At 64.2% G+C, this 21,114-nt stretch carries 22 protein-coding genes and 1 pseudogene; 13 read left to right on the top strand and 10 right to left on the bottom strand.

Features of this window, described 5'->3' with window-relative positions:
• Positions 1-14: 14 nt before the first annotated feature.
• The 4 genes from ACR9YP_RS27870 to ACR9YP_RS27855 all read right to left on the bottom strand — a co-directional run bounded on the left by ACR9YP_RS27870 (position 15) and on the right by ACR9YP_RS27855 (position 4,447).
• A complete protein-coding gene (locus tag ACR9YP_RS27870) occupies positions 15-959 on the bottom strand; it encodes a hypothetical protein (protein ID WP_474217627.1) in 945 nt (314 codons plus the stop codon).
• Between the two features lie 9 nt (positions 960-968).
• The gene (locus tag ACR9YP_RS27865; protein WP_474217626.1) at positions 969-2,294 is read right to left on the bottom strand and encodes an HlyD family type I secretion periplasmic adaptor subunit; all 1,326 of its coding nucleotides are present in this window, start codon (positions 2,292-2,294) and stop codon (positions 969-971) included.
• Positions 2,291-4,033 (bottom strand): type I secretion system permease/ATPase, encoded by a 1,743-nt coding sequence (locus ACR9YP_RS27860; RefSeq protein WP_438108923.1) that lies wholly within the window; start codon positions 4,031-4,033, stop codon positions 2,291-2,293. The genes ACR9YP_RS27865 and ACR9YP_RS27860 overlap by 4 nt, the downstream gene beginning before the upstream one ends.
• Before the next feature lie 111 nt (positions 4,034-4,144).
• Positions 4,145-4,447, bottom strand: a complete 303-nt coding sequence (locus tag ACR9YP_RS27855) for a hypothetical protein (protein ID WP_091894953.1) — start codon at positions 4,445-4,447, stop codon at positions 4,145-4,147.
• A gap of 581 nt (positions 4,448-5,028) precedes the next feature.
• On the opposite strand from ACR9YP_RS27855, the gene ACR9YP_RS27850 reads away from it, so the two are divergent.
• From ACR9YP_RS27850 to ACR9YP_RS27825, 6 genes and pseudogenes are all read left to right on the top strand, one after another.
• Entirely contained in the window at positions 5,029-6,693 is a 1,665-nt protein-coding gene (locus ACR9YP_RS27850; protein WP_438108921.1) for an acetolactate synthase large subunit, read from the top strand.
• A 203-nt stretch (positions 6,694-6,896) separates the two neighbouring features.
• The gene (locus ACR9YP_RS27845) at positions 6,897-7,244 is read left to right on the top strand and encodes a Lin0512 family protein (protein ID WP_370986869.1); all 348 of its coding nucleotides are present in this window, start codon (positions 6,897-6,899) and stop codon (positions 7,242-7,244) included.
• A gap of 4 nt (positions 7,245-7,248) precedes the next feature.
• Positions 7,249-7,941, top strand: coding sequence for a GNAT family N-acetyltransferase (locus ACR9YP_RS27840; RefSeq protein WP_370986870.1), 693 nt, complete (start codon positions 7,249-7,251; stop codon positions 7,939-7,941).
• Positions 7,942-8,011: 70 nt separating this feature from the next.
• Positions 8,012-9,196: a serine hydrolase domain-containing protein gene (locus ACR9YP_RS27835; protein ID WP_438108920.1), complete on the top strand. Its 1,185-nt coding sequence runs from the start codon at positions 8,012-8,014 to the stop codon at positions 9,194-9,196.
• Between the two features lie 95 nt (positions 9,197-9,291).
• Positions 9,292-9,501, top strand: a complete 210-nt coding sequence (locus ACR9YP_RS27830; RefSeq protein WP_474217625.1) for a YgaP family membrane protein — start codon at positions 9,292-9,294, stop codon at positions 9,499-9,501.
• Positions 9,498-10,018, top strand: a pseudogene (locus ACR9YP_RS27825) (RNA polymerase sigma factor). Before ACR9YP_RS27830 ends, ACR9YP_RS27825 begins: the two are co-directional and overlap by 4 nt.
• Positions 10,019-10,096: 78 nt before the next feature.
• Here the strand turns inward: ACR9YP_RS27825 and ACR9YP_RS27820 are convergent.
• Positions 10,097-11,437, bottom strand: coding sequence for an RtcB family protein (locus ACR9YP_RS27820; RefSeq protein WP_438108916.1), 1,341 nt, complete (start codon positions 11,435-11,437; stop codon positions 10,097-10,099).
• A gap of 505 nt (positions 11,438-11,942) precedes the next feature.
• Between ACR9YP_RS27820 and ACR9YP_RS27815 the strand changes: the two genes are divergently transcribed.
• Positions 11,943-12,608, top strand: coding sequence for a DUF429 domain-containing protein (locus ACR9YP_RS27815; protein WP_438108915.1), 666 nt, complete (start codon positions 11,943-11,945; stop codon positions 12,606-12,608).
• On the opposite strand, the gene ACR9YP_RS27810 is transcribed toward ACR9YP_RS27815, so the two are convergent.
• Positions 12,598-13,059, bottom strand: a complete 462-nt coding sequence (locus ACR9YP_RS27810) for a hypothetical protein (protein WP_474217624.1) — start codon at positions 13,057-13,059, stop codon at positions 12,598-12,600. The two genes, ACR9YP_RS27815 and ACR9YP_RS27810, sit on opposite strands and share 11 nt — an antisense overlap.
• A gap of 179 nt (positions 13,060-13,238) precedes the next feature.
• On the opposite strand from ACR9YP_RS27810, the gene ACR9YP_RS27805 reads away from it, so the two are divergent.
• On the top strand, positions 13,239-13,943 hold the full coding sequence (locus ACR9YP_RS27805) for a glutathione S-transferase family protein (RefSeq protein ID WP_438108911.1): 705 nt from the start codon (positions 13,239-13,241) through the stop codon (positions 13,941-13,943).
• 2 nt (positions 13,944-13,945) lie between these two features.
• On the opposite strand, the gene ACR9YP_RS27800 is transcribed toward ACR9YP_RS27805, so the two are convergent.
• The 3 genes from ACR9YP_RS27800 to ACR9YP_RS27790 all read right to left on the bottom strand — a co-directional run bounded on the left by ACR9YP_RS27800 (position 13,946) and on the right by ACR9YP_RS27790 (position 15,951).
• Positions 13,946-14,728: a sulfite exporter TauE/SafE family protein gene (locus tag ACR9YP_RS27800; RefSeq protein ID WP_438108909.1), complete on the bottom strand. Its 783-nt coding sequence runs from the start codon at positions 14,726-14,728 to the stop codon at positions 13,946-13,948.
• Positions 14,729-14,731: 3 nt separating this feature from the next.
• Positions 14,732-15,364, bottom strand: coding sequence for a TetR/AcrR family transcriptional regulator (locus ACR9YP_RS27795; protein WP_438108907.1), 633 nt, complete (start codon positions 15,362-15,364; stop codon positions 14,732-14,734).
• Positions 15,365-15,579: 215 nt separating this feature from the next.
• Complete coding sequence (locus tag ACR9YP_RS27790) at positions 15,580-15,951, bottom strand: tRNA-binding protein (protein WP_438108906.1); 372 nt, start codon at positions 15,949-15,951, stop codon at positions 15,580-15,582.
• A 102-nt stretch (positions 15,952-16,053) separates the two neighbouring features.
• On the opposite strand from ACR9YP_RS27790, the gene ACR9YP_RS27785 reads away from it, so the two are divergent.
• The gene (locus ACR9YP_RS27785) at positions 16,054-16,428 is read left to right on the top strand and encodes an ArsC family reductase (protein WP_438108905.1); all 375 of its coding nucleotides are present in this window, start codon (positions 16,054-16,056) and stop codon (positions 16,426-16,428) included.
• Here the strand turns inward: ACR9YP_RS27785 and ACR9YP_RS27780 are convergent.
• Complete coding sequence (locus ACR9YP_RS27780) at positions 16,425-17,072, bottom strand: hypothetical protein (protein WP_438108903.1); 648 nt, start codon at positions 17,070-17,072, stop codon at positions 16,425-16,427. The genes ACR9YP_RS27785 and ACR9YP_RS27780 overlap by 4 nt on opposite strands.
• A gap of 345 nt (positions 17,073-17,417) precedes the next feature.
• Between ACR9YP_RS27780 and ACR9YP_RS27775 the strand changes: the two genes are divergently transcribed.
• The 4 genes from ACR9YP_RS27775 (at position 17,418) to ACR9YP_RS27760 (ending at position 21,114) form a co-directional block, all read left to right on the top strand.
• Complete coding sequence (locus tag ACR9YP_RS27775; RefSeq protein WP_008551999.1) at positions 17,418-18,173, top strand: ABC transporter ATP-binding protein; 756 nt, start codon at positions 17,418-17,420, stop codon at positions 18,171-18,173.
• Positions 18,166-18,912 carry an ABC transporter ATP-binding protein gene (locus tag ACR9YP_RS27770; protein ID WP_474217623.1) on the top strand — a complete coding sequence of 249 codons (747 nt, stop codon included), beginning with the start codon at positions 18,166-18,168 and terminating at the stop codon, positions 18,910-18,912. Before ACR9YP_RS27775 ends, ACR9YP_RS27770 begins: the two co-directional genes overlap by 8 nt.
• Before the next feature lie 50 nt (positions 18,913-18,962).
• Complete coding sequence (locus tag ACR9YP_RS27765; RefSeq protein ID WP_474217621.1) at positions 18,963-20,186, top strand: ABC transporter substrate-binding protein; 1,224 nt, start codon at positions 18,963-18,965, stop codon at positions 20,184-20,186.
• A gap of 64 nt (positions 20,187-20,250) precedes the next feature.
• Positions 20,251-21,114, top strand: a complete 864-nt coding sequence (locus ACR9YP_RS27760) for a branched-chain amino acid ABC transporter permease (RefSeq protein WP_370986880.1) — start codon at positions 20,251-20,253, stop codon at positions 21,112-21,114.

Raw genomic sequence — 21,114 nt, 5'->3', positions numbered from 1 at the left:
GATTTGGAATGCCCCTAGAAATGATGCACGCCGAGCGCCGAGAACGCGCCGTCATGAAGATCATGGCTGTCGCTCGGCTGCCCGAGAAAGCCGAGATGCATCGTCAGCGGTGGCAGCGCCGCCATCGGCACCGCGCCGGCGGTATCGAGTCCGCTGATATCGGCATGGTGCGTCGCGGCGCCGTCATGATGCGAGGCCGGCGGCGTGCTCACGATATCCGTGACCAGCGCGTTGAACAGGTCGGGGGTGGACGCGTCATGTGTGTCGCCACCGACGGAATGCAGCAAGCCGCCGACGAGGCCAGTGACACTGTCGGTGAGCTGGCCAATCGTTCCGGTTACGGCCGACGTCAACTGGGTCACTGTCGTGCTCAGACTGTCCAGCGTGTGCGACACCGCCGCCAGCGAGGTGTCGACAAGGTTCGTGATTGTGCTGCCGAGCTCGTGCAGGGACGACGCCGGATCGATGGAGACGGAGGTCGCGACTTCGGCGTGAGTGGAGCTGGTGCTGATTCCTCCAGGATGATCGGACGCGACGGGAGCAATGGGAGTCGCGGCGTGACTGTCGGCGGGAGCCGTCGCGCTGACCGGGACGACCCGGGTGGCGGCGACATCGACGCCCCCATCGGCATGCGACACGGCGGCAGCCGCGACGTCGGCATGAAGCGCTGTTGACGTTTCGTCCGTCGGAGGTGCGCTCGCGTCATGCTGATCGCCAGAGATCGGTTGGCGGTCGCCCGGCGTCGTCTCAGCCGGCGTCGGATCGCCAAGGTGCGCGGGGGCGGACGGCAGATCCACCGGTCTCGGTTGAGCATCGCTGCTGCCATGATGTCCGGCGGCCTCGGCCTCCTTCAGGAAGGCGACCAGAGCGGTCATGAATGCGACCGTCTCTTCCGTCGTGATGTTGCGGGCAATCTCGGCCTTTTCGGCGCGGCGGTTGTTCTGCTCGGATGCTGCCATTGTTCCTCGTCAGCGTTCGCGGAAGGCGCGGGTCAGCTCGTCGCGCAGCGGCCCGAACAGATATTCGAACAGCGTGCGCGGCCGCGTCGGCACGATCACCTCGGCCGGCATGCCCGATTGCAATTCGATGCGCGACTTCTTGACGTCCTCCGGCTCCAGCGAGACTTCGACGGCGTAATAGCCGGGGCCGCCGGCCTTGTCGTTGGTGACGCGGTCGGCAGAGACCGTTCGCACGGTGCCGTAGAGGCGGGGCCGCTCGACATAGTTGACGCCGGTCAACCGGATTTCGGCGCGGCGGCCGACCGTGACGTCGTTGATGTCGGACAGCTTGAGTTGCGCATCCGCGATCAGCGGATTGTCCGACGGCACGATGTCCATGAGCTTTGCGCCGGGCTGGATCACGCCGCCTTCGGTGAACACGTCGAGCCCGACCACGGATCCGGTCGCAGGCGCGCGGATTTGCGTACGGGTGACGACGTCGGTCGCGGCGTCGATCTTCGGGGCGAGCTCGGCCAGCTTGTTTTCGGTCGAGCGCAGCTGATCGGTGATCTCGCTCATCCGGGCACGCTCGGCCTTGGCGATCTCGGCCTCGTTCTGCGCGATCTGCTGCTGCATGCCGGCGATACTGGCACGCTGCGCGCCGATGTCGGCCTGGAGCTTGGCGTCCTCGCGCTGCAAGGCCAGGATTCGCGTCTTCGGCGTGTAGCCCTGTTCATACAGATGCTGCGCACCGGTCATCTCGTCAGAGAGCAATTCGCGTTGCTTCTCGGCGCCGGTGAGCTGCGCCTGAGTGCCGTCGATCTGCGCGTTCAGCTCGGCGATCTTGCGCCGGAGCACGGCGGTCTCCGCTTCGAACTGGTGCTTTCGCGCGGCCATCATCGCAATCTCGTTCGCCATCGCCTGGCGCAGCGCGGGCCTTGCATCCTTCGGATCGACGCCGAACTCCGGCGCGGCCTGGCCGTCGCGCTCGGCCATCAGCCGCGCTTGCGCCGCGCGCGAGGCGTCGCGGTCGGCGACCAGCACGTCGAGCTTGGCGCGGCGATCACTGTCGTCGAGCACGAGCAGTAGCTGCCCCTTTTCGACGTGAGCGCCGTCGCGGACCAGAAGCTGGCGGATCACGCCGCCATAGGGATGCTGCACGCTCTGGCGTCGTCCCTCGACCTGGAGATTGCCGCTGGCGATGGCCGCGCCCGAGATCGGGGCGAGTGTGCCCCACAACGTCATGGCCGAAGCGAATGCGCCGACCACGATCGCGCCGACCAGGGCGGGCCGTCCCGGCCGCGCGTAATGGGCGCGCTCGCGGTCGGCGATATAGGTTGCACCGAGCGTGCTCATGATGCGGCCGCCCGTGCGGCGGCCTGCTGCTGCAAGGCCTGATAGACCTCGCCGGGCGGGCCGAGCATGTCGAGCATGCCGCTTCGCAGCACCATCATGACGTCGACGATGTCGAGGATCGTGGTGCGGTGAGTGATGACGATGACGGCTGCGCCGTCGGCCTTGGCGCTGAGCAGCGCGGCCTTCAGCGCCTCTTCGCCGGGCCCATCGAGATTGGCGTTGGGCTCATCCAGCACCAGCAGCGGCGGGCGGCCGAGCAGGGCGCGCGCGAGGCCGAGCCGCTGCCGCTGGCCGCCGGAGAGACCGACGCCGCCGACGCCGAGCCGCGTGTCGTACTGCCGGGGCAGGTCGAGCACCATGTCGTGAATGCCGGCGCGAACGGCAGCTTCGATGATCTCGTCGGTCGAGGCATCGCCGAACCGCGCGATGTTTTCGCGTACGGTGCCGGCGAACAGGCCGACATCCTGCGGCAAATAGCCGACATGACGGCCGAATTCGACGGGATCCCAGTGATTGTAGTCGAGCCCGCCGAAGCGCAGCCGTCCGGCAGCGGGTGCCATCGCGCCGACCAGGAGGCGCGCCAGCGTGCTCTTTCCCGAGCCGCTCGGCCCGACGATGCCGAGCGCCTTCCCGCCCGCGAGCTCGAAGGACAGGCCTTTCAGCACCGGTTCGGGCCGTGACGGCAATTCGCAGACCAGCTCGCGCACCTCGACCGTGTTGCGCTGCTTCGGCACGATCGTCTGCGGGGTAGAGAGGTCGATGGTGGCGAGCAGGTCGCGCACCTGCGTGTAGGCGTCGCGCGCGCCGATGAACTGCTTCCAGGTGCCGACCGCTTGCTCGACCGGGACCAGCGCACGGCCCATGACGATGCTGGCCGCAAAAATGGTCGCGGGCGTGATGGCATGGTCGATGGCGAGCCAGGCGCCGGCGCCGAGCATGAGGGATTGCAGCAGCAGGCGGAAGAACCGGATCGACGAGGTCATCACCGCATTCTTGTCGCTGGCGACCGCCTGCTGCACCAGCATCGCGGAGCGCTGGCTCTGCCAGTTGCGTTCGACCGCCGGCTGCATGCCCATGGCGCGGATCACGTCGGCGTGGCGCAGCACATTCTCGGTGAAGACGTAGGACTGGTTGCCGGACGCCTCGGCCTGCTTCATGGGATTGCGGGTCAGGACCTCGTTCACGCCTGCGAGCCCCAGCAGCAACAGCGCGCCGATGGTGGCGACGAGGCCGAGCAGGGGATGGATGAAGAACAGCAGCAGCAGATAGATCGGAATCCAGGGCAAGTCGAACGCAAAATAAATGCCGGAGCCCGTCACGAAGGTGCGGAGCTGGTCGAGATCGCGCAGCTGCTGGGCGCCACGCGAGGCGCCGCGCTCGGCCGATCGTACCACCAGCGCTTCGAACACGCGCGTCGACAGCTCCATGTCGAGCCGTATGCCGCAGCGGATCAGGATCCAGGCGCGGACGGCGTCGAGGCCTGCCATGGTCAGAAGCGCGATGGCGAGGATGAGGGTGAGCAGAACGAGCGTGGAGATGTTTTCATTGAGCAGGACGCGGTTATAGACCTGCATCAGATAGAGCGGTGAAGAGAGGTAGAGCAGGTTGATCGCGCTCGAGAACAGTCCGGCCCAGAGAAAGTGTGGCCAGAGCTTCTTCAGCGCCTCGCGCACGTCGTCGCCGCGACGATAGGGCTGCTCCGCCGCCTCGTCCGCGACCGTCAAGAGCGCTGCCGCCATCTGAATGTCCTTAAGGTGTCAAAAGAGCCTGCGCCGGGGCGCTGGCGGCTACGCATGGCGTGACGTGGGGCCGAGGCCCCACGTCACTATCGGTCATTGGGGAATTGCTACTCAGACCAGACCGTGGAGGAGGCCACCGACATCGAGATGGCCGACGTCCGCACTAAGGCCGACCGCGGTCGGCGCGGAGATCGATGCGTCGATGCCGCCGGTTCCCGCAAGCCCGGGCGCGGACACGTCGATGCTGGGGTTGGTCTCGATCAGCGCTCCCACATCGAGCGTGTGGGACAGATCGACCGAGCCGCTGGCGCCGGCCGTTGCACTTCCACCTGCATCGGCGACGCCTGACAGCGCACCCGTTGCTGTTCCAAGCAGGCCATCGACCGTGCCGAGCAGGTTTCCGAGAAGAGCCATGTGAACTCCTTTGAGGTTGGCAGTTGAGATCGCGACAGAAGAGTCGCTGACCATGAATCCTCCACGCCGCCAAAGGTTGCGGACTCATATGCGGCCATTTGGTGCTGATTTGTTGGGCGAGGAACTTCGAGCCGGGAAGGGCAGCGCGCCTGAGCTCGCAGAAGAGATTCGCAACGCGGATGGAGCGAAGGGAAATCAGAAAACCTCGGACTGCGCTGCGCGCCGTAACGGTCTCGTGCCCCGGACGCTGCGCAGCACGAAGTGATGCGCTGCAGAGCCGGGGCCCATGCATCAGCGAGTGCGCGGCCTGCTGGGTCCCGGACGCGCTGCAACGCCAAGAGCGTTGCAGCGCGTCCGGGACACGAGAGGGAGGTATGCCGCCACTCGACAACTCCGTCATTGCGAGTGCAGCGAAGCAATCCAGAAATCTATCCGCCGAAAAAGTCTGGAGTGCTTCGCTGCGCTCGCATGACGATGTTAAAGCGGTCGCGCGCCGCTTTGTGAGTTGTGTCCGCAGCGCGAGCCGCTACCATAGGCCCTTCCTGTGACATGCAGGAGTCAGCACAGCAAGCGGGGACAACATGAGCGGACAGGATCGCAAAGTCAAAGGATCGGACCTGTTTGTCGCAGCGCTGGAGAACGAGGGCGTCGACCGCATCTTCGGTGTCCCCGGGGAGGAGAATCTCGATCTCGTCGAATCGCTCCGCACCTCCAGGATCGAGCTGGTCTTGACCCGCCACGAGCAGGCCGCCGCCTTCATGGCCGCCACGCATGGGCGGTTGACCGGCAAGCCCGGCGTATGTCTGTCGACGCTTGGGCCTGGCGCACTCAATCTGTCGACCGGCGCGGCCTATGCGCATCTCGGCGCGATGCCGATGATCCTGATCACCGGGCAGAAGCCGATCATGAGCAGCCGGCAGGCGCGATTCCAGATCGTCGACGTGGTCGCGACCATGAAGCCGCTGACGAAATTGTCGCGGCAGATCGTCAGCGCCTCCAGCATCCCGACCGTGGTGCGCGATGCCTTTCGCGTCGCGATGGAAGAGCGGCCAGGGCCGGTGCATCTCGAATTGCCCGAGGATATCGCCGGCGATGAAGTGCCCGCCGCGCCGGTCATTCCGGTTCACCCGATCGAAATTCCGGTCGCCCATCGCGCCGCGCTCGATCGGGCCGCCGAGATGATCCTGACCGCAAAGCGTCCGCTGGTGATGATGGGCGCTGCGACCAGCCGTCCGCGGTCGACGCATGGCATCGCAAGCTTCGTGCGGCGGACCGGCATTCCCTTCTTCACCACGCAGATGGGCAAGGGCACCGTGCCCGGCGGCACCAATCTCTATATGGGGACTGCCGCGCTGTCCGAACGCGACTACGTCCATGACGCGATCGATGCCGCCGACCTGATCGTCGCGATCGGCCACGACCCCGTCGAGAAGCCGCCTTTCATCATGGGGCCGGCGGGGCCGAAGGTGATTCACGTGAGCTACACGCCGGCGAGCGTCGAGCTGGTCTATTTTCCCGACGCCGAGGTCGTCGGCGACGTCGGCCCGAGCCTGGAGCTGCTCGCCGACCGGCTCGAAGGCAAGCTGCCGCAGGCGGCGGCGCTCTTGCCGTTGCGCGAAGAGATCCTCAGTCACATCGGCGATCGCGCCACCGAGGCGCGCTGGCCGCCGACGCCGCAGCGGATCGTGCACGAGATCCGCCAAGTGATCCCGGAGAACGGCATCGTCGCGCTCGACAACGGCATGTACAAGATCTGGTTCGCGCGGAATTACCGCACCCGTGTCGCCAACACGCTGCTGCTCGACAACGCGCTGGCGACGATGGGTGCCGGCCTGCCGTCGGCGATGATGGCCGCGATGCTCCATCCGGACCGCCGCGTGCTCGCGGTCGCCGGCGACGGCGGCTTCATGATGAACAGCCAGGAGATGGAGACCGCCGTTCGCCTCAAGCTCAATCTCGTCGTGCTGGTGCTCGAGGACAACGCCTATGGCATGATCCGCTGGAAGCAGGCGGTCGATCATTTTGCCGATTACGGCATGACCTTTGGAAATCCGGACTTTGTCGTCTATGCGAAGGCCTACGGCGCCAAGGGGCATCGTATCGCGAGCATCGACAGCTTCGGCCCGACGCTGGAGGCGGCCTTCAAGGAGGGCGGCGTGCACCTGGTCTCGATCCCAATCGATTATTCGGAGAACGTGCGCGTGCTTGTCGACGAGCTGCGGGCGCATGAGAAATCGAAGGCGTGAGTCGATGCTCTCACCACACTCGTCATTGCGAGCGCAGCGAAGCAATCCAGAATCTTTCCGCGGCCACAGTCTGGATTGCTTCGCTGCGCTCGCAATGACGGAGCTTTCGGCTGAGACCTCCTACCAACGTGAGGATCTCACTTGTGTCGCGATCTCCGATCGCCGACACTCTCAATCACCAAACCAATGACAGGAATCAGGAAATGACTCGCGTTCGTTGTGTCACCGAGATGGGCATGGGCGTCGACGTCCACGGCAGGGACGCCACCAAGGCGGCGAAGCGGGCGGTGTCGGACGCGATCAGGCATTCGAGCCTCGGATTTTTCCGGATGATCGGCAAGACCGCGAACGACATGTACGTCGACGTCACGATCGGCGTGCCGAATCCGGAAGCCGTCGACAAGGAAGCGGTCGCCAAGGAGCTGCCTTACGGCACGGTGACCGTCAACGCAGTCAAGGGCGGGCTGGAGATTCCCTCGGCCACGGAAGTGGCCAACGACCCCATTCTCATCGCCAATGCGGCGGTGATCGTCAGCTTCGACAAGGACTAGGCCGGTGTCCGACAGCGATGTGGCGCTGCTGGATCGTCCGATTTGGAGCGCGCTGACAACCAGCCAGAAACATCTGGCCGAAGGCGGCCCGCGCGCGCTGCGCTATCCCGTGGACATGACGCCCTTTGCCGACATGGTCGACATGTCGGCGGCGAGCTTCGCCGCGCTCGGTGATCTCATGTCGGGCTCGCAGGTCGCTGCATTGTTCACGCCGGAGCCCGTCGATGTCCCCGCCGGCTTCAAGGTCGTGCTCGCCGAGAGCGGCGAGCAGATGATCGGATCGCCGGCCGACAGTCCGCTCCGCGATGCCGAGATCGTCACGCTGGGGCCCGCCGACGTGCCTGCCATGATGGCGCTGACCGAGCTGACCAAGCCCGGTCCATTCGCGCTGCGCACGCACGAACTCGGCACGTTCTTCGGCATCCGTGCCGGCGGCGAACTGATCGCGATGGCCGGCGAGCGGATGAAGCCAGGCAATTTCACGGAGATGACGGCCGTCTGCGTCCACCCTGATCATCGCGGGCGCGGCTATGCGCAGGCGCTGCTCGCGACGGTCGCGCGGCAGATCGAGGCCCGCGGCGAATTTCCGTTCCTGCACGTGTTTACCAAGAATACGTCTGCGATTGCGCTGTACGAGCGGCAGGGCATGCGGATTCGGCGTCGCCTGCATGTCACTGCGTTCATGAAGGGAGGATAGCGCTCGCGGGGGATCTTCATTTCCCGCGAATTCCCGCTATATCCGACCCGACGATCATTGGGGAAAACACATGGACGCCAGGACACCAGATTTTTCCGCCGCACGGACGGCGATGCAGCGTTACGTCGATCAGGAGATCATCCCGGGTGCATCCTGGGCGGTGCTGCGGGGCCGCGATGTCGTCGACCAGCAATGCGTCGGGTTCGCCGACCGCGAGAGCAGCACTGCGCTGCGGCCCGACCACATCTTCCGCGCCTTCTCCAACACCAAGATCTTCATCACCTGCGCCATCATGCTGCTGGTCGAGGAAGGCCGCGTCGGGCTCGATGATGCCGTCGAGAAATTTCTGCCGCAGCTCGGCCATCGCAAGGTGTTGAAGCCGGGTGCTGCGAGCCTTAGCGATGTCGAGCCGGCGAGGAGCGCGATCACGATCCGCCAGCTGCTGACCCACACGTCCGGGCTCAGCTACGGCATCTTCGATCCCGGCACGGTGCTGTTCAAAGGCTACAACGAGGCGCGCGTGCTCAATCCGCTGACGCCGCTCGCCGACATGATCGACCGGCTTGCCGATCTGCCGTTGTCCTATCATCCCGGCACCGGCTGGGAATATTCGGTGGCGACCGACGTGCTCGGCCGTGTCGTCGAGGTCGTCTCCGGCCAGCCGCTCGACGCCTTCCTCAAGGCGCGCATCTTCGATCCGCTCGGCATGATCGATACCGGCTTCCACGTGCCGGAAGCGCAGCAGGGCAGGCTGGTCGCACTCTATAACGGCGCTGATGTGCTTGATCCGATGAAGCCCGGCCTCACGCGGGCCGATCATCTGCCTTATCCTCAGGCCTATCGGCGGCCGTTGCCGCGGTTGTCCGGCGGCGGCGGTCTGGTCTCGACCTTGGCCGACATGCTGGCGCTGGTGCGCGCGCTGCTGCCCGGTTCTGATGCGCTGCTGAAGCCGGAGACGCTGCGGCAGATGATGACGAACCAACTGCCCGCCGGCCAGACCATCCGCTTCGCCAATCTCGGGCCGATCCCCGGCAAGGGCTTTGGCCTCGGCGGTGCCGTCACCTTCGCACCGACGTCGTTCGATCCGCCGAATTCGATTGGCGAATTCCAGTGGGGCGGGCTTGCTGGCACCCATTGGTGGATCTGCCCTGAGGCCAACACCGCCGGCGTGCTGATGGCCCAGCGCTACATGGGATTCTGGAATCCCTTCTTCTTCGAGTTCAAGCGCCTAGCTTATCAGGCGGCCGGAGGCTGATCCCGAAAAAATCTTCCGACGCTGCGAATCCTTTTTGGGGATCGCGCCCTCTAGATGGTCGAGACGATCAGTCTCGGCCCATATCGGAGGATGTGATGGGATTTTACAGGAAGAACATCGGCGGCCCGCATCAGGTGGTGCGGGTCGTCTTGGGTATCGGGGTCGCGGTCGCAGCGTTGGTCTATCTCGCCGGCTCCGCGGCGTGGCTGGTCGCGCTCGGCGGCGCGCGCTTAGCAGTGACCGGCCTCGTCGGCTATTGCCCGATGTGCGCGATGGCCGGCATCGGCAAGGGAGGGACATCGTGAGCGCGGCTGCGATCTCGCCAAATCTGTTCGAGGCCGCGCGGCTCGGCGACCCCCAGGCGATCGCGTGTCTGCTGGAGACGGCACAGCCCGACATCCGCCGCTATGCGCGGGCGACCTGCCGCAGCTCGGCCGATGCCGAGGATGCGACGCAGGAAGCGATGTGGATCCTGTTCCGCCATGTCGGGACGATCCGCTCGCTGCTGGCGTTTTCGGCCTGGCTGTTCAGCGCGGTCCGCCGCGAATGCCTGCGGCTCGCGCGCAAGGCAGGCCTTGCGCCGGCGATCGACGACGGCGAGGCGGAGGCGGCGCTGCTGGCTCGCCCGGAAGCCGATCTGCGGCTCGATGTGGCCGCCGCCTTCGAGGCCTGCCGCCGCACTATCGCGATGTCGCCCTGATGCGCGACGTCAAGGAAATGACCATCGACGAGATCGCCGCCGCGCTCGGAGCTTCCAGGCAGACCGTCAAGGCCCGCCTGCATCGCGCCCGCGCCCTGACGCGCGAATATCTGACGAGATGAGACACGGCGCAACGCGTCACCGGGCAAAGACACGAAAGTGTTGCGAGTGGGGAGCTTACCTCCCACTCGCTGTTTGCGTCAGTCCTTCCACGGATCGAACTCGCCTTCGCCGGCCATGGCGACGGCGAACGGCCGCAGCGTGTGCAGCACCCGCACGGTGCCGGCGTGCTGCGCCAGCACGTCCGGCAGGCGGCGATAGGCCATCGGGCTCTCATCGAGGTCGGCACCAACAAGGGTGACGCCGCGCTCGCTCAGCCATCGGTCCATTTCCGCGCGCGAGAAGCGCCGCTTCGCCTCTCGTCGTCCGAACAGGCGGCCGGCGCCGTGCACGGTCGAGTACAGCGAAGCCTTGGCCTCCGGACTGTCGACGCCTTCGAGGATGACGGCATCGTCGCCCATCGAGCCGCCGACGAATCCCTTCTGGCCGGGAAACGCCGGCGTCGCGCCCTTGCGCACCACCCACAGATCCTTGCCCTCGTGGGTCTCACGCCAGGCGTAATTGTGGTGGTTGTGCACGCTCTCGATCACGCTGCCGCCGATGATCTGGCGGACTCGCTCGACGACCCACTCGCGACCCGCATAGGCGTAACGCCCGGCGAGATGCATCGCCGCGATGTAGCGGCGGCCGAGCTCGGACTCCTCGTCGACCACGGCGGGCGGGACGTTCATGCCATCCTTGCCGCCGGCGGCCTTGAGGTAGCGCGTCGCGGAGGTGTGTCCGAGGCCGCGGCTTCCGAAGTGGACGCCGATCCAGACAAAGCCTTCCTCGTCACGCATGAGGTCGACATAGTGATTGCCCGATCCGACCGTGCCGAGCTGGCTCATCGCCTTCTGACGGTAGGCCTCCATGTCGCTCTCGCGCCAGGCATCGCCGTCGTCGAACAGCGCGTGCTCGGCCCGCTCGGCATTGGCGCGGCCGACACCGAACGAGATTGTCTTGGCGACGTCGCGGATGATCGTGGGCACGATGTTGGCGATGTCGTCGAAGCGCGTGTCGAGCTTTGCGGCCATGTTGCCGCAGCCGATGTCGAAGCCGACGCCGGAGATGCTGATCTGCTTCTCGTAGGCGATGACCCCGCCGACCGGCTGGGCGTAGCCGAGATGGCCATCGGCGCAGATCACGCCGGATACGACATTGCCGACCGCCATGCAGTTGCGCATCTGCGCCACGGTCGCCTCCTCATGCGGGCCGAAGATCTTCAGCGGCGCGTTCTGGAAGCGCGCCTCCTGCGGACGCAGGTTCGCGATCTCGCTCGCGGCGGTGTTGGCCTCGCGGGCGAGCTGCTCCTTGCGCGCGGCGTCCCGGTACGAGCACCAGGCCGGCTGGCCGCGTCCTTCGCCGACGCGCGAGTCGGGATCGATGCCGGCGGCGAGGCAGAGCTCGCGGGCGCGTTCCGTGTAGGGATCGGGTCGTCGCATGGCCTTGAGTCCTGCTTGGCCCCGGGGCGCAGTCCCGCGTCCGGGGTCGTTGTCGTTGCGCATCAATTAAACGCCGTCTCCGACGCAGCGATCCACGCAACCGGGGCGCCTCAGAGAAGCCGCTGACGCGAGTCCAGGCGGTTTGGCACGCGCATCGTTTGCGCGAGCCCCGGGATCCGGGTCTCCGGTTCCGGCCATTGCCGGGATGTCTGAATGGGCCGCGCGGCGGGCAACAAAAAACCCTCCGGAGCGGCAGGCTCGGGAGGGTCCGTGAGAAGTGGAGTGTCGATCTTGCGGTCAGGCAAGATCGCTCCCATGAGCCGGGCAGGCGCAATCGATTGGCCGCAGGCCATTCGACAGTCGCGCAAATCTTTCGTAGCTGTGCTTCATCACTGGGTTCACTGTTTTCGCGAACGGAAGTGATCGCGAGGGCGCGGGACATACGCCCGCAACTTGCGGGCGTCAAGCGGCGCGCGTGAGAAATTGGAAATGACGGACGCACGACGTGCCAACCTATCTCGGTCTCGATGGATTTCGCTTCGGTTGGGTCGCGGCCTGGATCGATGAGCGCGGCGATCACGGCTTCGATTATTCACCGGGCCTGACGCGCCTGCTCGCGATGCCGCATGCGCGTGCGATGATCGACATGCCGATCGGGTTGAATCCGAGCGGCTATCGCGCTTGCGATCTGCGTGCACGCGAATTGATCGGGCCTGCCGTATTTCTCGGCGCGCGCCGCGACCTCTGGACGTTTCCGGATATGGCGGCGGCCAATCGCCATTATTGGGCGCATGAGGGCGAGGGCAGGGGCGTGTCCGCGCAGCTCTGGAACATCAGAGACAAGATTAGGGACGTCGACGCGATCATGACGCCGGCGCGTCAAGCCAGCATCGGCGAAGCCCATCCGGAATTGATTTTCTGGAATCTGGCAGGACGAGTCCATCTTGCGAAGAAGACATCGGCGCAAGGCCGCGAACAGCGCATCGCGCTCCTGGAGCAGCGCGGATTCACGCGCCTGCCGAAATGGTTGACGCTTCGCTACCGCACCGGTATCGGCCGCGATGATCTCATCGATGCCTGCGCCTGCGCGGTCGCGGCGCGCGATAGCACGCAACGTGTCGGCGACGACGAGATCGATCCGCGGGGGCTGAGAATGGAGATCAACTATTGAGGCCTCCGTGGCCCTCGCGATCGCTTCCGTCTCCCGCGTGGCAGCGACGGGCATGGCTCTGCTTCACATCAACGCCATCGTCGTCCAGTCTTGCTGCTCTCTCCTCGTACTCCTCGGCCATTGACTGCAACCGCCGCGCGGCAGCGTTATGCGCGAGTTCGCCGGCGACACGGCGACACCGCTCAGCATGGTCGAGCAGGGCGCGCTTCTCGATGCTCATCCGGCGATAACGCTTGGAAGCCTCAATGGTCCCTGCGCGGGCGGTTGGAACAGTGCGATGGCCTTGTCTCGGGGAGTGGGAAAAAGCGGCAATATTTTCAAGCGGGCGAGGAACATGGTCCTTGAACGGTCGTTGGCCAATGACTGTTGAGGGACAAAACACCATGTACGACGTCTGCCAATTGGCGACCGCGATGCTGGCGATTGCCTTTACGGCTCTGCTGTTGATCACGGGTCAACGGTTCATCGAGTACCGACTGCAACACGACGCAATGACTCCGGTCGTGGCGATGGCAACGCTGCCGCCATAAGCGAGGGCTCGCAGGGACCTCGCAGGGACGAATAGTGACTTGCGCCGCACGGCGTCCTGCCTAGATTGAGCACGCCTCAGTCCATGCATCAAAGGTCCCGATGTCCGCTCTATCTGCTTTTCCCATCACCAAACGTTGGCCGGCGAAACATCCCGAACTGCTTCAGCTCTATTCGCTGCCGACGCCGAACGGCGTCAAGGTCTCGATCATGCTGAAGGAGATCGGATTGCCCTACGAAGTCCATCTTGTCGATTTCGGCAAGGACGACCAGAAGACGACCGAATTCCTCTCGCTCAATCCGAACGGCAAGATCCCGGCGATTCTCGATCCCAACGGCCCCGGCGGCAGGCCGCTGCCGCTGTTCGAGTCCGGCGCGATCCTGCAATACCTCGCTGAGAAGACCGGCAAGCTTCTGCCGGAAGACGCCGCACGCCGCTACCAGACCATCCAGTGGGTGCATTTCCAGATGGGCGGCATCGGGCCGATGTTCGGCCAGGTCGGCTTCTTCCACAAATTCGCCGGCAAGGAGTTCGAGGACAAGCGGCCGCTCGAACGCTACGTGGACGAGTCCAAGCGCCTGCTCGGCGTGATGGAGACGCATCTCGCCGGTCGGCAATGGTTCATGGATGACGACTTCACGATCGCCGACATCTCCATGCTCGGCTGGGTGCGCAATCTCATCGGCTTCTACGGCGCCGGCGATCTCGTCGCATTCAGCCAGTTCAAGTCGGTCGGTGCCTGGCTCGAACGGGGCCTTGCGCGTCCGGCGGTGCAGCGAGGGCTGAATATTCCGAAGCGGCCGTGAGGCTAGAACAGCGCCTTGTAACTCATGTAGAGCGCCATCAATGCGACGAAGCCGATCATCATCCGGCGCAGCAGCGATTTGCTGACGCCATTGGCCGCGCGTGCGCCGAGATCGGTGCCGATCCAGAGTCCGGCCAAAATGCCGATGATGGCGGGCCAGCCGACCATCAAGCCCTTGCTCCAGTAGATCCAGGCGGCCGGAATGTTGGTCGGGATCACCGAGAAGATGAGGCTGACGAGTTGCGCCTGATGCTGCGGGACGCGAAGACCCGCGGCGAGGCCGACGGTGATCGCGAGGCCTCCGCCGATGCCCATGAAGCCGGACGAAAATCCGGCAAGCATGCCGATCAGAAGCAGGGGTAGCCAGGGCAGATCATTGCGGTCGCCGGCCTCGTTGCTCGCGTCCTTCCGCTCGCGGCGCAGGATCAGCAGAGCGATCAGCGCGACGAGGTACACGACATAAGTCCATTGCAGGACCGAGTCGGAGACCGCGGCCGCGGCGTAACCGCCGCCGGCGCCACCGATCAGGAATCCGAGGCCGATCCAGCCGATCCATGGCAACCGGCTGCGCTTGCCGCTCTGCCAGTAGCGGCGCACGCCCGCAAGGCCCGTCGGAGGCACCTGCGCGATCAGCGACGTGCCCTGCGCGACGTGCTGCTCGGCGCCGAGCAGCAGGACGGAGAAGATCACGAGGCCGCCACCCGGGCTCACGCCCATGAAGCCCGATGTCAGCCCGCCGACGAGGCCGACACCGGCGCCAGCGAGGAGGTCGTTAATCCAGGACATCGCTCACGTCCTGGTTCGTCGCTTCATATCAGACTTGGTCGCGCGAAAGCCCTCGATCACGCCGGTCACGGCTGCCATGCAGGCCTCGACGTCAACATCCTCGCCCCAGCACTTTTGCAGCACAAAACCCTGGAAGATCGCGATCAGCACGCGCGCGATCGCGTCCGCACTGAGGTCGCGCTTGATGAGGCCGGCATGCTGGCCACGCTCGATGAGTGCGACGATCAGCGCGCGAGGCATGTCGATGCCCTCGACGACGCTGGTACGGACGCGGCGGTTGCGCAGCGCCTCGGCCCAGCCATGGATGCCGACGCGACGCCGCGCTTCGCCGGTGGGATCGGTGAGCCATTGCGCATAGACGCGGACCAGCGCGTGAAGTCCTTCGATCGGATCGCCCGATCCTTGCGCGACCGAGTTGAGCACGGCTTCGCGGCGGTGCCGGTCATCGGCGAGCGCTTCGATCAGATCGTCCTTGCTCTGGAAGTAGAGATAGACCGCGCCATGGCTCAGTCCGGATCGCTTGACGATGTCGGCCATGCCGGTCTGGTGAAAACCGTCTTCAGCGAAGCAGGCGAGGGCAGCTTCGAGGATCTGCTGGCGCCGGCCTTCGCGTTGCTTGTCGCTGATCTTGGGCATTTGGTGGTCCCTTAAATAGCTGACCGATCGATCGTTTTAGTAATCGGCCAATGAAAGCCAAGACAAGCCGATCCAAATAAAAAATGACTAGTCAGTCATTTTTATTGCCAAAAGATGTTTCGGTCAAGTCCGGACCTCCCGACGCCGTGAAAAAGCGGATTGAGTCGTTGCGGGACGCCGACAGAGGCGGCGGCCCGGTCCTTGATCGTGTGCCGCTAGAACAGCCGTCCGCCGTTCGGCACGGGCTTGCTTGGCTGCACCAGTACGACCTTGCCGGCAGCATCGGGGAAACCGAGTGTCAGCACCTCGGATACGACCGGGCCGATCTGGCGCGGCGGGAAATTGACGACGGCCGCGACCTGCAGCCCGACCAGCGACTCGATCGGATGATTTTCGGTGATCTGCGCCGAGCTCTTGCGGACGCCGATCACAGGACCGAAGTCGATCCATAGCCGCCAGGCCGGTTTGCGCGCCTCCGGGAACGGCTTGGCGTCGACGATGGTGCCGACGCGGATATCGACCGCAAGAAAGCTGTTGAAGTCGATGGTCGGCGAGGCGGCGGCCGCGGGATCGTGGGTGACGTGCATGATCTATCCGTTCGGGAAGTGGCGTCGTTCGCAATATTGTCGCGCGAACCGGAGTTTCGTACAACGCGGCGGTCACGATACGACGCATGCGCGAGGAACGACTTGCCCAACATCATCTACGGTATCAAGAACTGCGACACCATGAAAAAGGCGCGCACCTGGCTCGACAGCCATGGCGTGCCTTACGAGTTTCACGACTACAAGACGGCGGGAGTCGAGAAGGACAAGCTCAAGCAGTGGAGTGACAAGGTCGGCTGGGAGACGTTGCTCAATCGCGCCGGCACGACCTTCAAGAAGCTCTCCGATTCCGACAAGGAAGGCCTCGGTGAGAAGAAGGCGCTGGCGTTGATGCTAGCGCAACCATCAATGATCAAGCGGCCGGTGCTGGAAATCGGCGGCAAGCTGCTGGTCGGCTTCAAGCCCGACATTTATACCAAGGAAATCGCGGCCAAGAACGTTGGAGCAAAGGCGCGCTAGCTTAGCTCGATGATCTCGGCGGTGATGCTTGGCCCGGGCTGATCGGCGAGCTCGACCACATCGGCCGCTGCGATGCGGCCGGGCGCACGATGAAAGAGGTCGCGGTCAATTACGGCCCGCAGCCTCGGACGCGGCGGCGCGTCATTTCCGCGCATCAGATTCTTGATCTCGAAGCCGCCGTCTTCGCAGAAGGTCTTCACCGACGCGATGACGTGGCTGACCTTGTCCTCGGTCAGGAACGGCAGCAGCAGCCGTTCATAGGCGACGATGCGACCGTAGATGTCATCGATGTCGGCAACGCTATAGATCGGAAGCGCGCGCGCGACGCATTCGTGATAGATCGGCATCACGAAGGGCGCGAGCCGCGGTCCGACATAGTCGTGCAGCAGGGTGCCCTTGCCGGTATTTCCATAAGCGCGCGAGATGCGCGTGCCTTCGCTCTGGATGGTCAGGTGCGGCGTCGGCGTCGAATTGTCCACCGTGTAATAGATGAGATCGGACAGCTCTTCCTCGAGTCGCGCAGGCTGGTACTCCCAGATCGCCGGTGCGACCTGCTGGCGCGCATAAAGTCGCAGCCACGTGTTCAGGAGATCACGCTGCCTGATCGACTTGACGACGGAGGGCGCGGTGCTTGCGAAATCCAAAACAATATTCCCGGCATGTCAAAACCCGCACATGATCCTCGCCGCGGGAAAATTTTCTATGAAGGCTGGCGCGGGAGACGAAAGACCGTTAACGACGGCTTGATGACCGGTGCTTCGCGAACCGGGAGGCCGGGCAGGCACGACATCAAAGCATCTCCGACTAAGGGAGCATTTGTATCCCAGCCGGAGGCCTGATCTGCTCAGCTTTCCGCCTTGCCTAACCCCCGTCACCTCCGGCATATTCCGCGCCGGGAGGCGGCGTTCCGAATGGGCTCCAAGGCCTCCGGAAAGCCGAAGTCAACAAGGACAGCCACGCGCGGCACGCGCGGGCAGGGGGAAATCTGTTTGGCCGATGAGTTCATTCTCGAAACGGAAGGCTTGACCAAGGAGTTCGCGGGCTTCTTCGCCGTCCGCGACGTTGCGCTCAAGGTTCGCCGTGGGAGCATTCATGCGTTGATCGGGCCGAACGGCGCCGGCAAGACGACGTGCTTCAATCTTTTGACCAAGTTCCTTAAACCGTCTGCCGGAAAGATCCTGTACAAGGGGCAGGACATCACTGCGATGGCGCCGGCGGATGTGGCCCGTATGGGCCTGGTTCGCTCCTTCCAGATTTCGGCCGTGTTTCCGCATCTCACGGCGCTGGAAAACGTCCGCGTCGCACTTCAGCGCCAGCACGGCTCTTCGTTCGACTTCTGGCGTTCCAAGTCCGTGCTCAACCGCTTCAACGATCGCGCGCGCGAGCTGTTGAACGATGTCGGCCTCAGCGAGTTTGCCAATACGCCCGCGGTCGAGATGCCCTACGGGCGCAAGCGCGCACTAGAGATCGCAACCACGCTCGCGCTCGACCCCGAGATGATGCTGCTGGACGAGCCGATGGCCGGCATGGGTCACGAGGACATCGACAAGATCGCGGCGCTGATCAAGCGCATCTCCGCGAAATATACCATTCTGATGGTCGAGCATAATTTGAGCGTCGTGGCCAATCTCTCCGACATCATCACCGTGCTGACGCGCGGGCAGGTGCTCGCGCAAGGCCATTACTCCGAGCTCACCAAGGACGAGCGCGTCAAGGAAGCCTATCTGGGAGCCGGTCATGCCTGACACTGCGATCGCCCAGGCTCCGGCAAAGGCTGCGACCGGCGGAAACATCCTTCAAGTCCGCAACCTCGAAGCCTGGTACGGCGAGTCTCACATCCTGCACGGGATCAACTTCGACGTGAGTGCGGGCGAGGTCGTCACCCTGCTCGGGCGCAACGGCGCCGGCAAGACGACCACGTTGAAGTCGATCATGGGCATCATCGGCAAGCGCTCGGGCTCGGTGAAGTTCAACAACCAGGACATCATCCGCGCGACCTCCGACAAGATCGCGCGCATGGGCATCGCGTTCTGCCCCGAGGAGCGGGGCATATTCTCCAGCCTCGACGTGCGGGAGAATCTGATGCTGCCGCCGGTGGTCCGCGAAGGCGGGCTGCCGCTCGATCAGATCTTCGACCTGTTCCCGAACCTGAAGGAGCGGCTCAACAGCCAGGGCACCAAGCTGTCGGGCGGCGAGCAGCAGATGCTCGCGATCGCGCGCATCCTGCGCACCGGCGCGAGCTTCCTGATGCTGGACGAGCCGACCGAGGGCCTTGCGCCCGTCATCATCCAGCAGATCGGCCACACCATTGCACGGCTCAAGAAGGAGGGCTTCACCATCCTCCTGGTCGAGCAGAACTTCCGTTTCGCATCGACCGTCGCCGACCGCTATTACGTGGTCGAGCACGGCAAGATCATTGACGGTTTTTCCAACGCCGAGCTTGCCGCCAACATGGACAAGCTCCACACCTATCTCGGCGTCTAGAACTGCCAAAGAAGTTAGAACCAACGAGAATACTTAGAGAGGGAAGCCGCATGAACACCCGGTCGATCGCTTCATTTTTGCTCGGCACCGCGCTGGCACTTGCCGCGACAAGCGGCGCGATAGCGCAGGACAAGACCATCAAGATCGGCGTGCTCACCGACAACTCCGGGCTCTACGCCGACCTTGGAGGTCCCGGCTCGACGCTGGCCGCGCAGATGGCGATCGAGGATTCCGGGCTTGCAGCCAAGGGTTGGAAGGTCGATCTCATCTCCGCCGACCATCAGAACAAGCCCGACATTGGCACCGCGATCGCGCGGCAGTGGATCGATGTCGAGAAGGTCGACGTCTTCATGGACGTGCTGAACTCCGGCGTGGCGCTGGCGGTGAACAATGTCGTCAGGGAAAAGAATTCGATTCTGATCGACACGGGTGCGGCGACGTCCGATCTGACAAACGCGCAATGTTCGCCGAACACGATCCACTGGGTCTACGACACCTACATGCTGGCCAACAGCACGGGACAGGCGCTGGTGAAGGCCGGCGGCGACACCTGGTACTTTCTGACCGCCGACTACGCCTTTGGTCACGCGCTCGAGCGCGACACCGCTGCGGTGGTGGTCAAATCAGGCGGCAAGGTGATCGGGAGCGTCAAGCATCCGCTCAATACCGCGGACTTCTCCTCGTTCCTCCTGCAGGCGCAGGCGTCGAAAGCGAAGATCATCGGTATGGCGAACGCCGGTGGCGACACCACCAACACGATCAAGCAGGCGGCGGAATTCGGCATCGTTGCAGGCGGCCAGAAGCTCGCCGGGCTTCTGCTGTTCATCACCGACGTCCATGCGCTCGGATTGAAAGTGGCGCAGGGGCTGAACTTCACCGAAACCTTCTATTGGGATTTGAACGACGGCACCCGGGCCTTCTCCAAGCGTTTCTCCGAAAAGATGAAGAACAAGGCGATGCCTTCGATGGTGCAGGCCGGCGTCTATTCGGGCCTGATCCATTATTTCAAGACGCTGGAAGCGTTGGGTGGCAATCCGCACGATGGCGCCAAGGTCGTCGCCAAGATGAAGGAAATTCCGACGGACGATCCACTGTTCGGCAAGGGCACGATCCGCGCGGACGGCCGCAAGCTCCATCCCGCCTATCTGTTCGAGGTCAAGAAGCCCGAGGAATCCAAGGGGCCGTGGGACTACTACAAGCTGATCGGCACGACGGCGGCAGACCAGGCTTTCAGGCCGCTTTCGGAAAGCGCCTGTCCGCTGGTGAAGAAGTAGTACCGACAGCGTCCGCTGGCGGGCACCGTCGTCAACAAAACGGGACTGGGTACGAGATCGATCGATGCAGGCTCTATACGCTCAGCTACTGGTGGGACTGATCAACGGCTCGTTCTACGCGCTGCTCAGTCTCGGGCTTGCCGTGATCTTCGGCATGCTCAACATCATCAATTTCGCCCATGGTGCGCTCTACATGATGGGCGCGTTCGTCGCCTATTTCCTGTTGAGCCTCGGCGGCATCAACTATTGGTGGGCGTTGCTGCTCGCGCCCATCATCGTCGGCATCTTCGGCATGATCCTTGAGCGGACCATGCTGCAATGGCTGACCGGGCTCGATCATCTCTACGGCCTGCTCCTGACCTTCGGCATTGCGCTGATCGTGCAGGGCGTGTTCCAGAACTACTTCGGCTCCTCCGGTCTGCCTTATGCCATTCCGGACCAGCTCAGGGGCGGCATGAATCTCGGCTTCATGTTCTTACCCGTCTATCGCGGCTGGGTCGTCGTGTTCTCGCTGGCGGTGTGCCTTGCGACCTGGTTCCTGATCGAGAAGACCCAGCTCGGGGCATACCTGCGCGCCGCCACTGAAAACCCGACGCTGGTGCGCGCCTTCGGCATCAACGTACCGCGCATGATCACGCTGACTTACGGTCTCGGTGTCGGCCTTGCCGCGCTCGCGGGCGTGCTGTCGGCGCCGATCAACCAGGTGCGACCGCTGATGGGCGCGGACCTCATCATCGTCGTGTTCGCGGTGGTCGTGATCGGCGGCATGGGATCGATCATGGGCTCCATCATCACCGGCTTTGCGCTCGGCGTGATCGAGGGCCTGACCAAGTATTTCTACCCCGAGGCCTCCAACACCGTCGTGTTCGTGCTGATGGTGCTGGTGCTCTTGGTGAAGCCAACGGGATTGACGGGAAGGGCAGCCTGA

The organism is Bradyrhizobium sp. BR14999 (assembly GCF_056106085.1).
This window is presented reverse-complemented; position numbering and strand designations above follow the sequence as displayed.

Excerpts from the sequence above, each read along its gene's own strand:
- ACR9YP_RS27860 (WP_438108923.1), bottom strand. The coding sequence starts at position 4,033 with ATGGCGGCAGCGCTCTTGACGGTCGCGGACGAGGCGGCGGAGCAGCCC.
- ACR9YP_RS27800 (WP_438108909.1), bottom strand. The coding sequence starts at position 14,728 with ATGTCCTGGATTAACGACCTCCTCGCTGGCGCCGGTGTCGGCCTCGTC.
- ACR9YP_RS27820 (WP_438108916.1), bottom strand. The coding sequence starts at position 11,437 with ATGCGACGACCCGATCCCTACACGGAACGCGCCCGCGAGCTCTGCCTC.
- ACR9YP_RS27865 (WP_474217626.1), bottom strand. The coding sequence starts at position 2,294 with ATGAGCACGCTCGGTGCAACCTATATCGCCGACCGCGAGCGCGCCCAT.
- ACR9YP_RS27870 (WP_474217627.1), bottom strand. The coding sequence starts at position 959 with ATGGCAGCATCCGAGCAGAACAACCGCCGCGCCGAAAAGGCCGAGATT.
- ACR9YP_RS27795 (WP_438108907.1), bottom strand. The coding sequence starts at position 15,364 with ATGCCCAAGATCAGCGACAAGCAACGCGAAGGCCGGCGCCAGCAGATC.
- ACR9YP_RS27770 (WP_474217623.1), top strand. The coding sequence starts at position 18,166 with ATGCCTGACACTGCGATCGCCCAGGCTCCGGCAAAGGCTGCGACCGGC.
- ACR9YP_RS27835 (WP_438108920.1), top strand. The coding sequence starts at position 8,012 with ATGGACGCCAGGACACCAGATTTTTCCGCCGCACGGACGGCGATGCAG.
- ACR9YP_RS27805 (WP_438108911.1), top strand. The coding sequence starts at position 13,239 with ATGTCCGCTCTATCTGCTTTTCCCATCACCAAACGTTGGCCGGCGAAA.
- ACR9YP_RS27845 (WP_370986869.1), top strand. The coding sequence starts at position 6,897 with ATGACTCGCGTTCGTTGTGTCACCGAGATGGGCATGGGCGTCGACGTC.
- ACR9YP_RS27790 (WP_438108906.1), bottom strand. The coding sequence starts at position 15,951 with ATGCACGTCACCCACGATCCCGCGGCCGCCGCCTCGCCGACCATCGAC.
- ACR9YP_RS27830 (WP_474217625.1), top strand. The coding sequence starts at position 9,292 with ATGGGATTTTACAGGAAGAACATCGGCGGCCCGCATCAGGTGGTGCGG.
- ACR9YP_RS27855 (WP_091894953.1), bottom strand. The coding sequence starts at position 4,447 with ATGGCTCTTCTCGGAAACCTGCTCGGCACGGTCGATGGCCTGCTTGGA.
- ACR9YP_RS27760 (WP_370986880.1), top strand. The coding sequence starts at position 20,251 with ATGCAGGCTCTATACGCTCAGCTACTGGTGGGACTGATCAACGGCTCG.
- ACR9YP_RS27765 (WP_474217621.1), top strand. The coding sequence starts at position 18,963 with ATGAACACCCGGTCGATCGCTTCATTTTTGCTCGGCACCGCGCTGGCA.
- ACR9YP_RS27850 (WP_438108921.1), top strand. The coding sequence starts at position 5,029 with ATGAGCGGACAGGATCGCAAAGTCAAAGGATCGGACCTGTTTGTCGCA.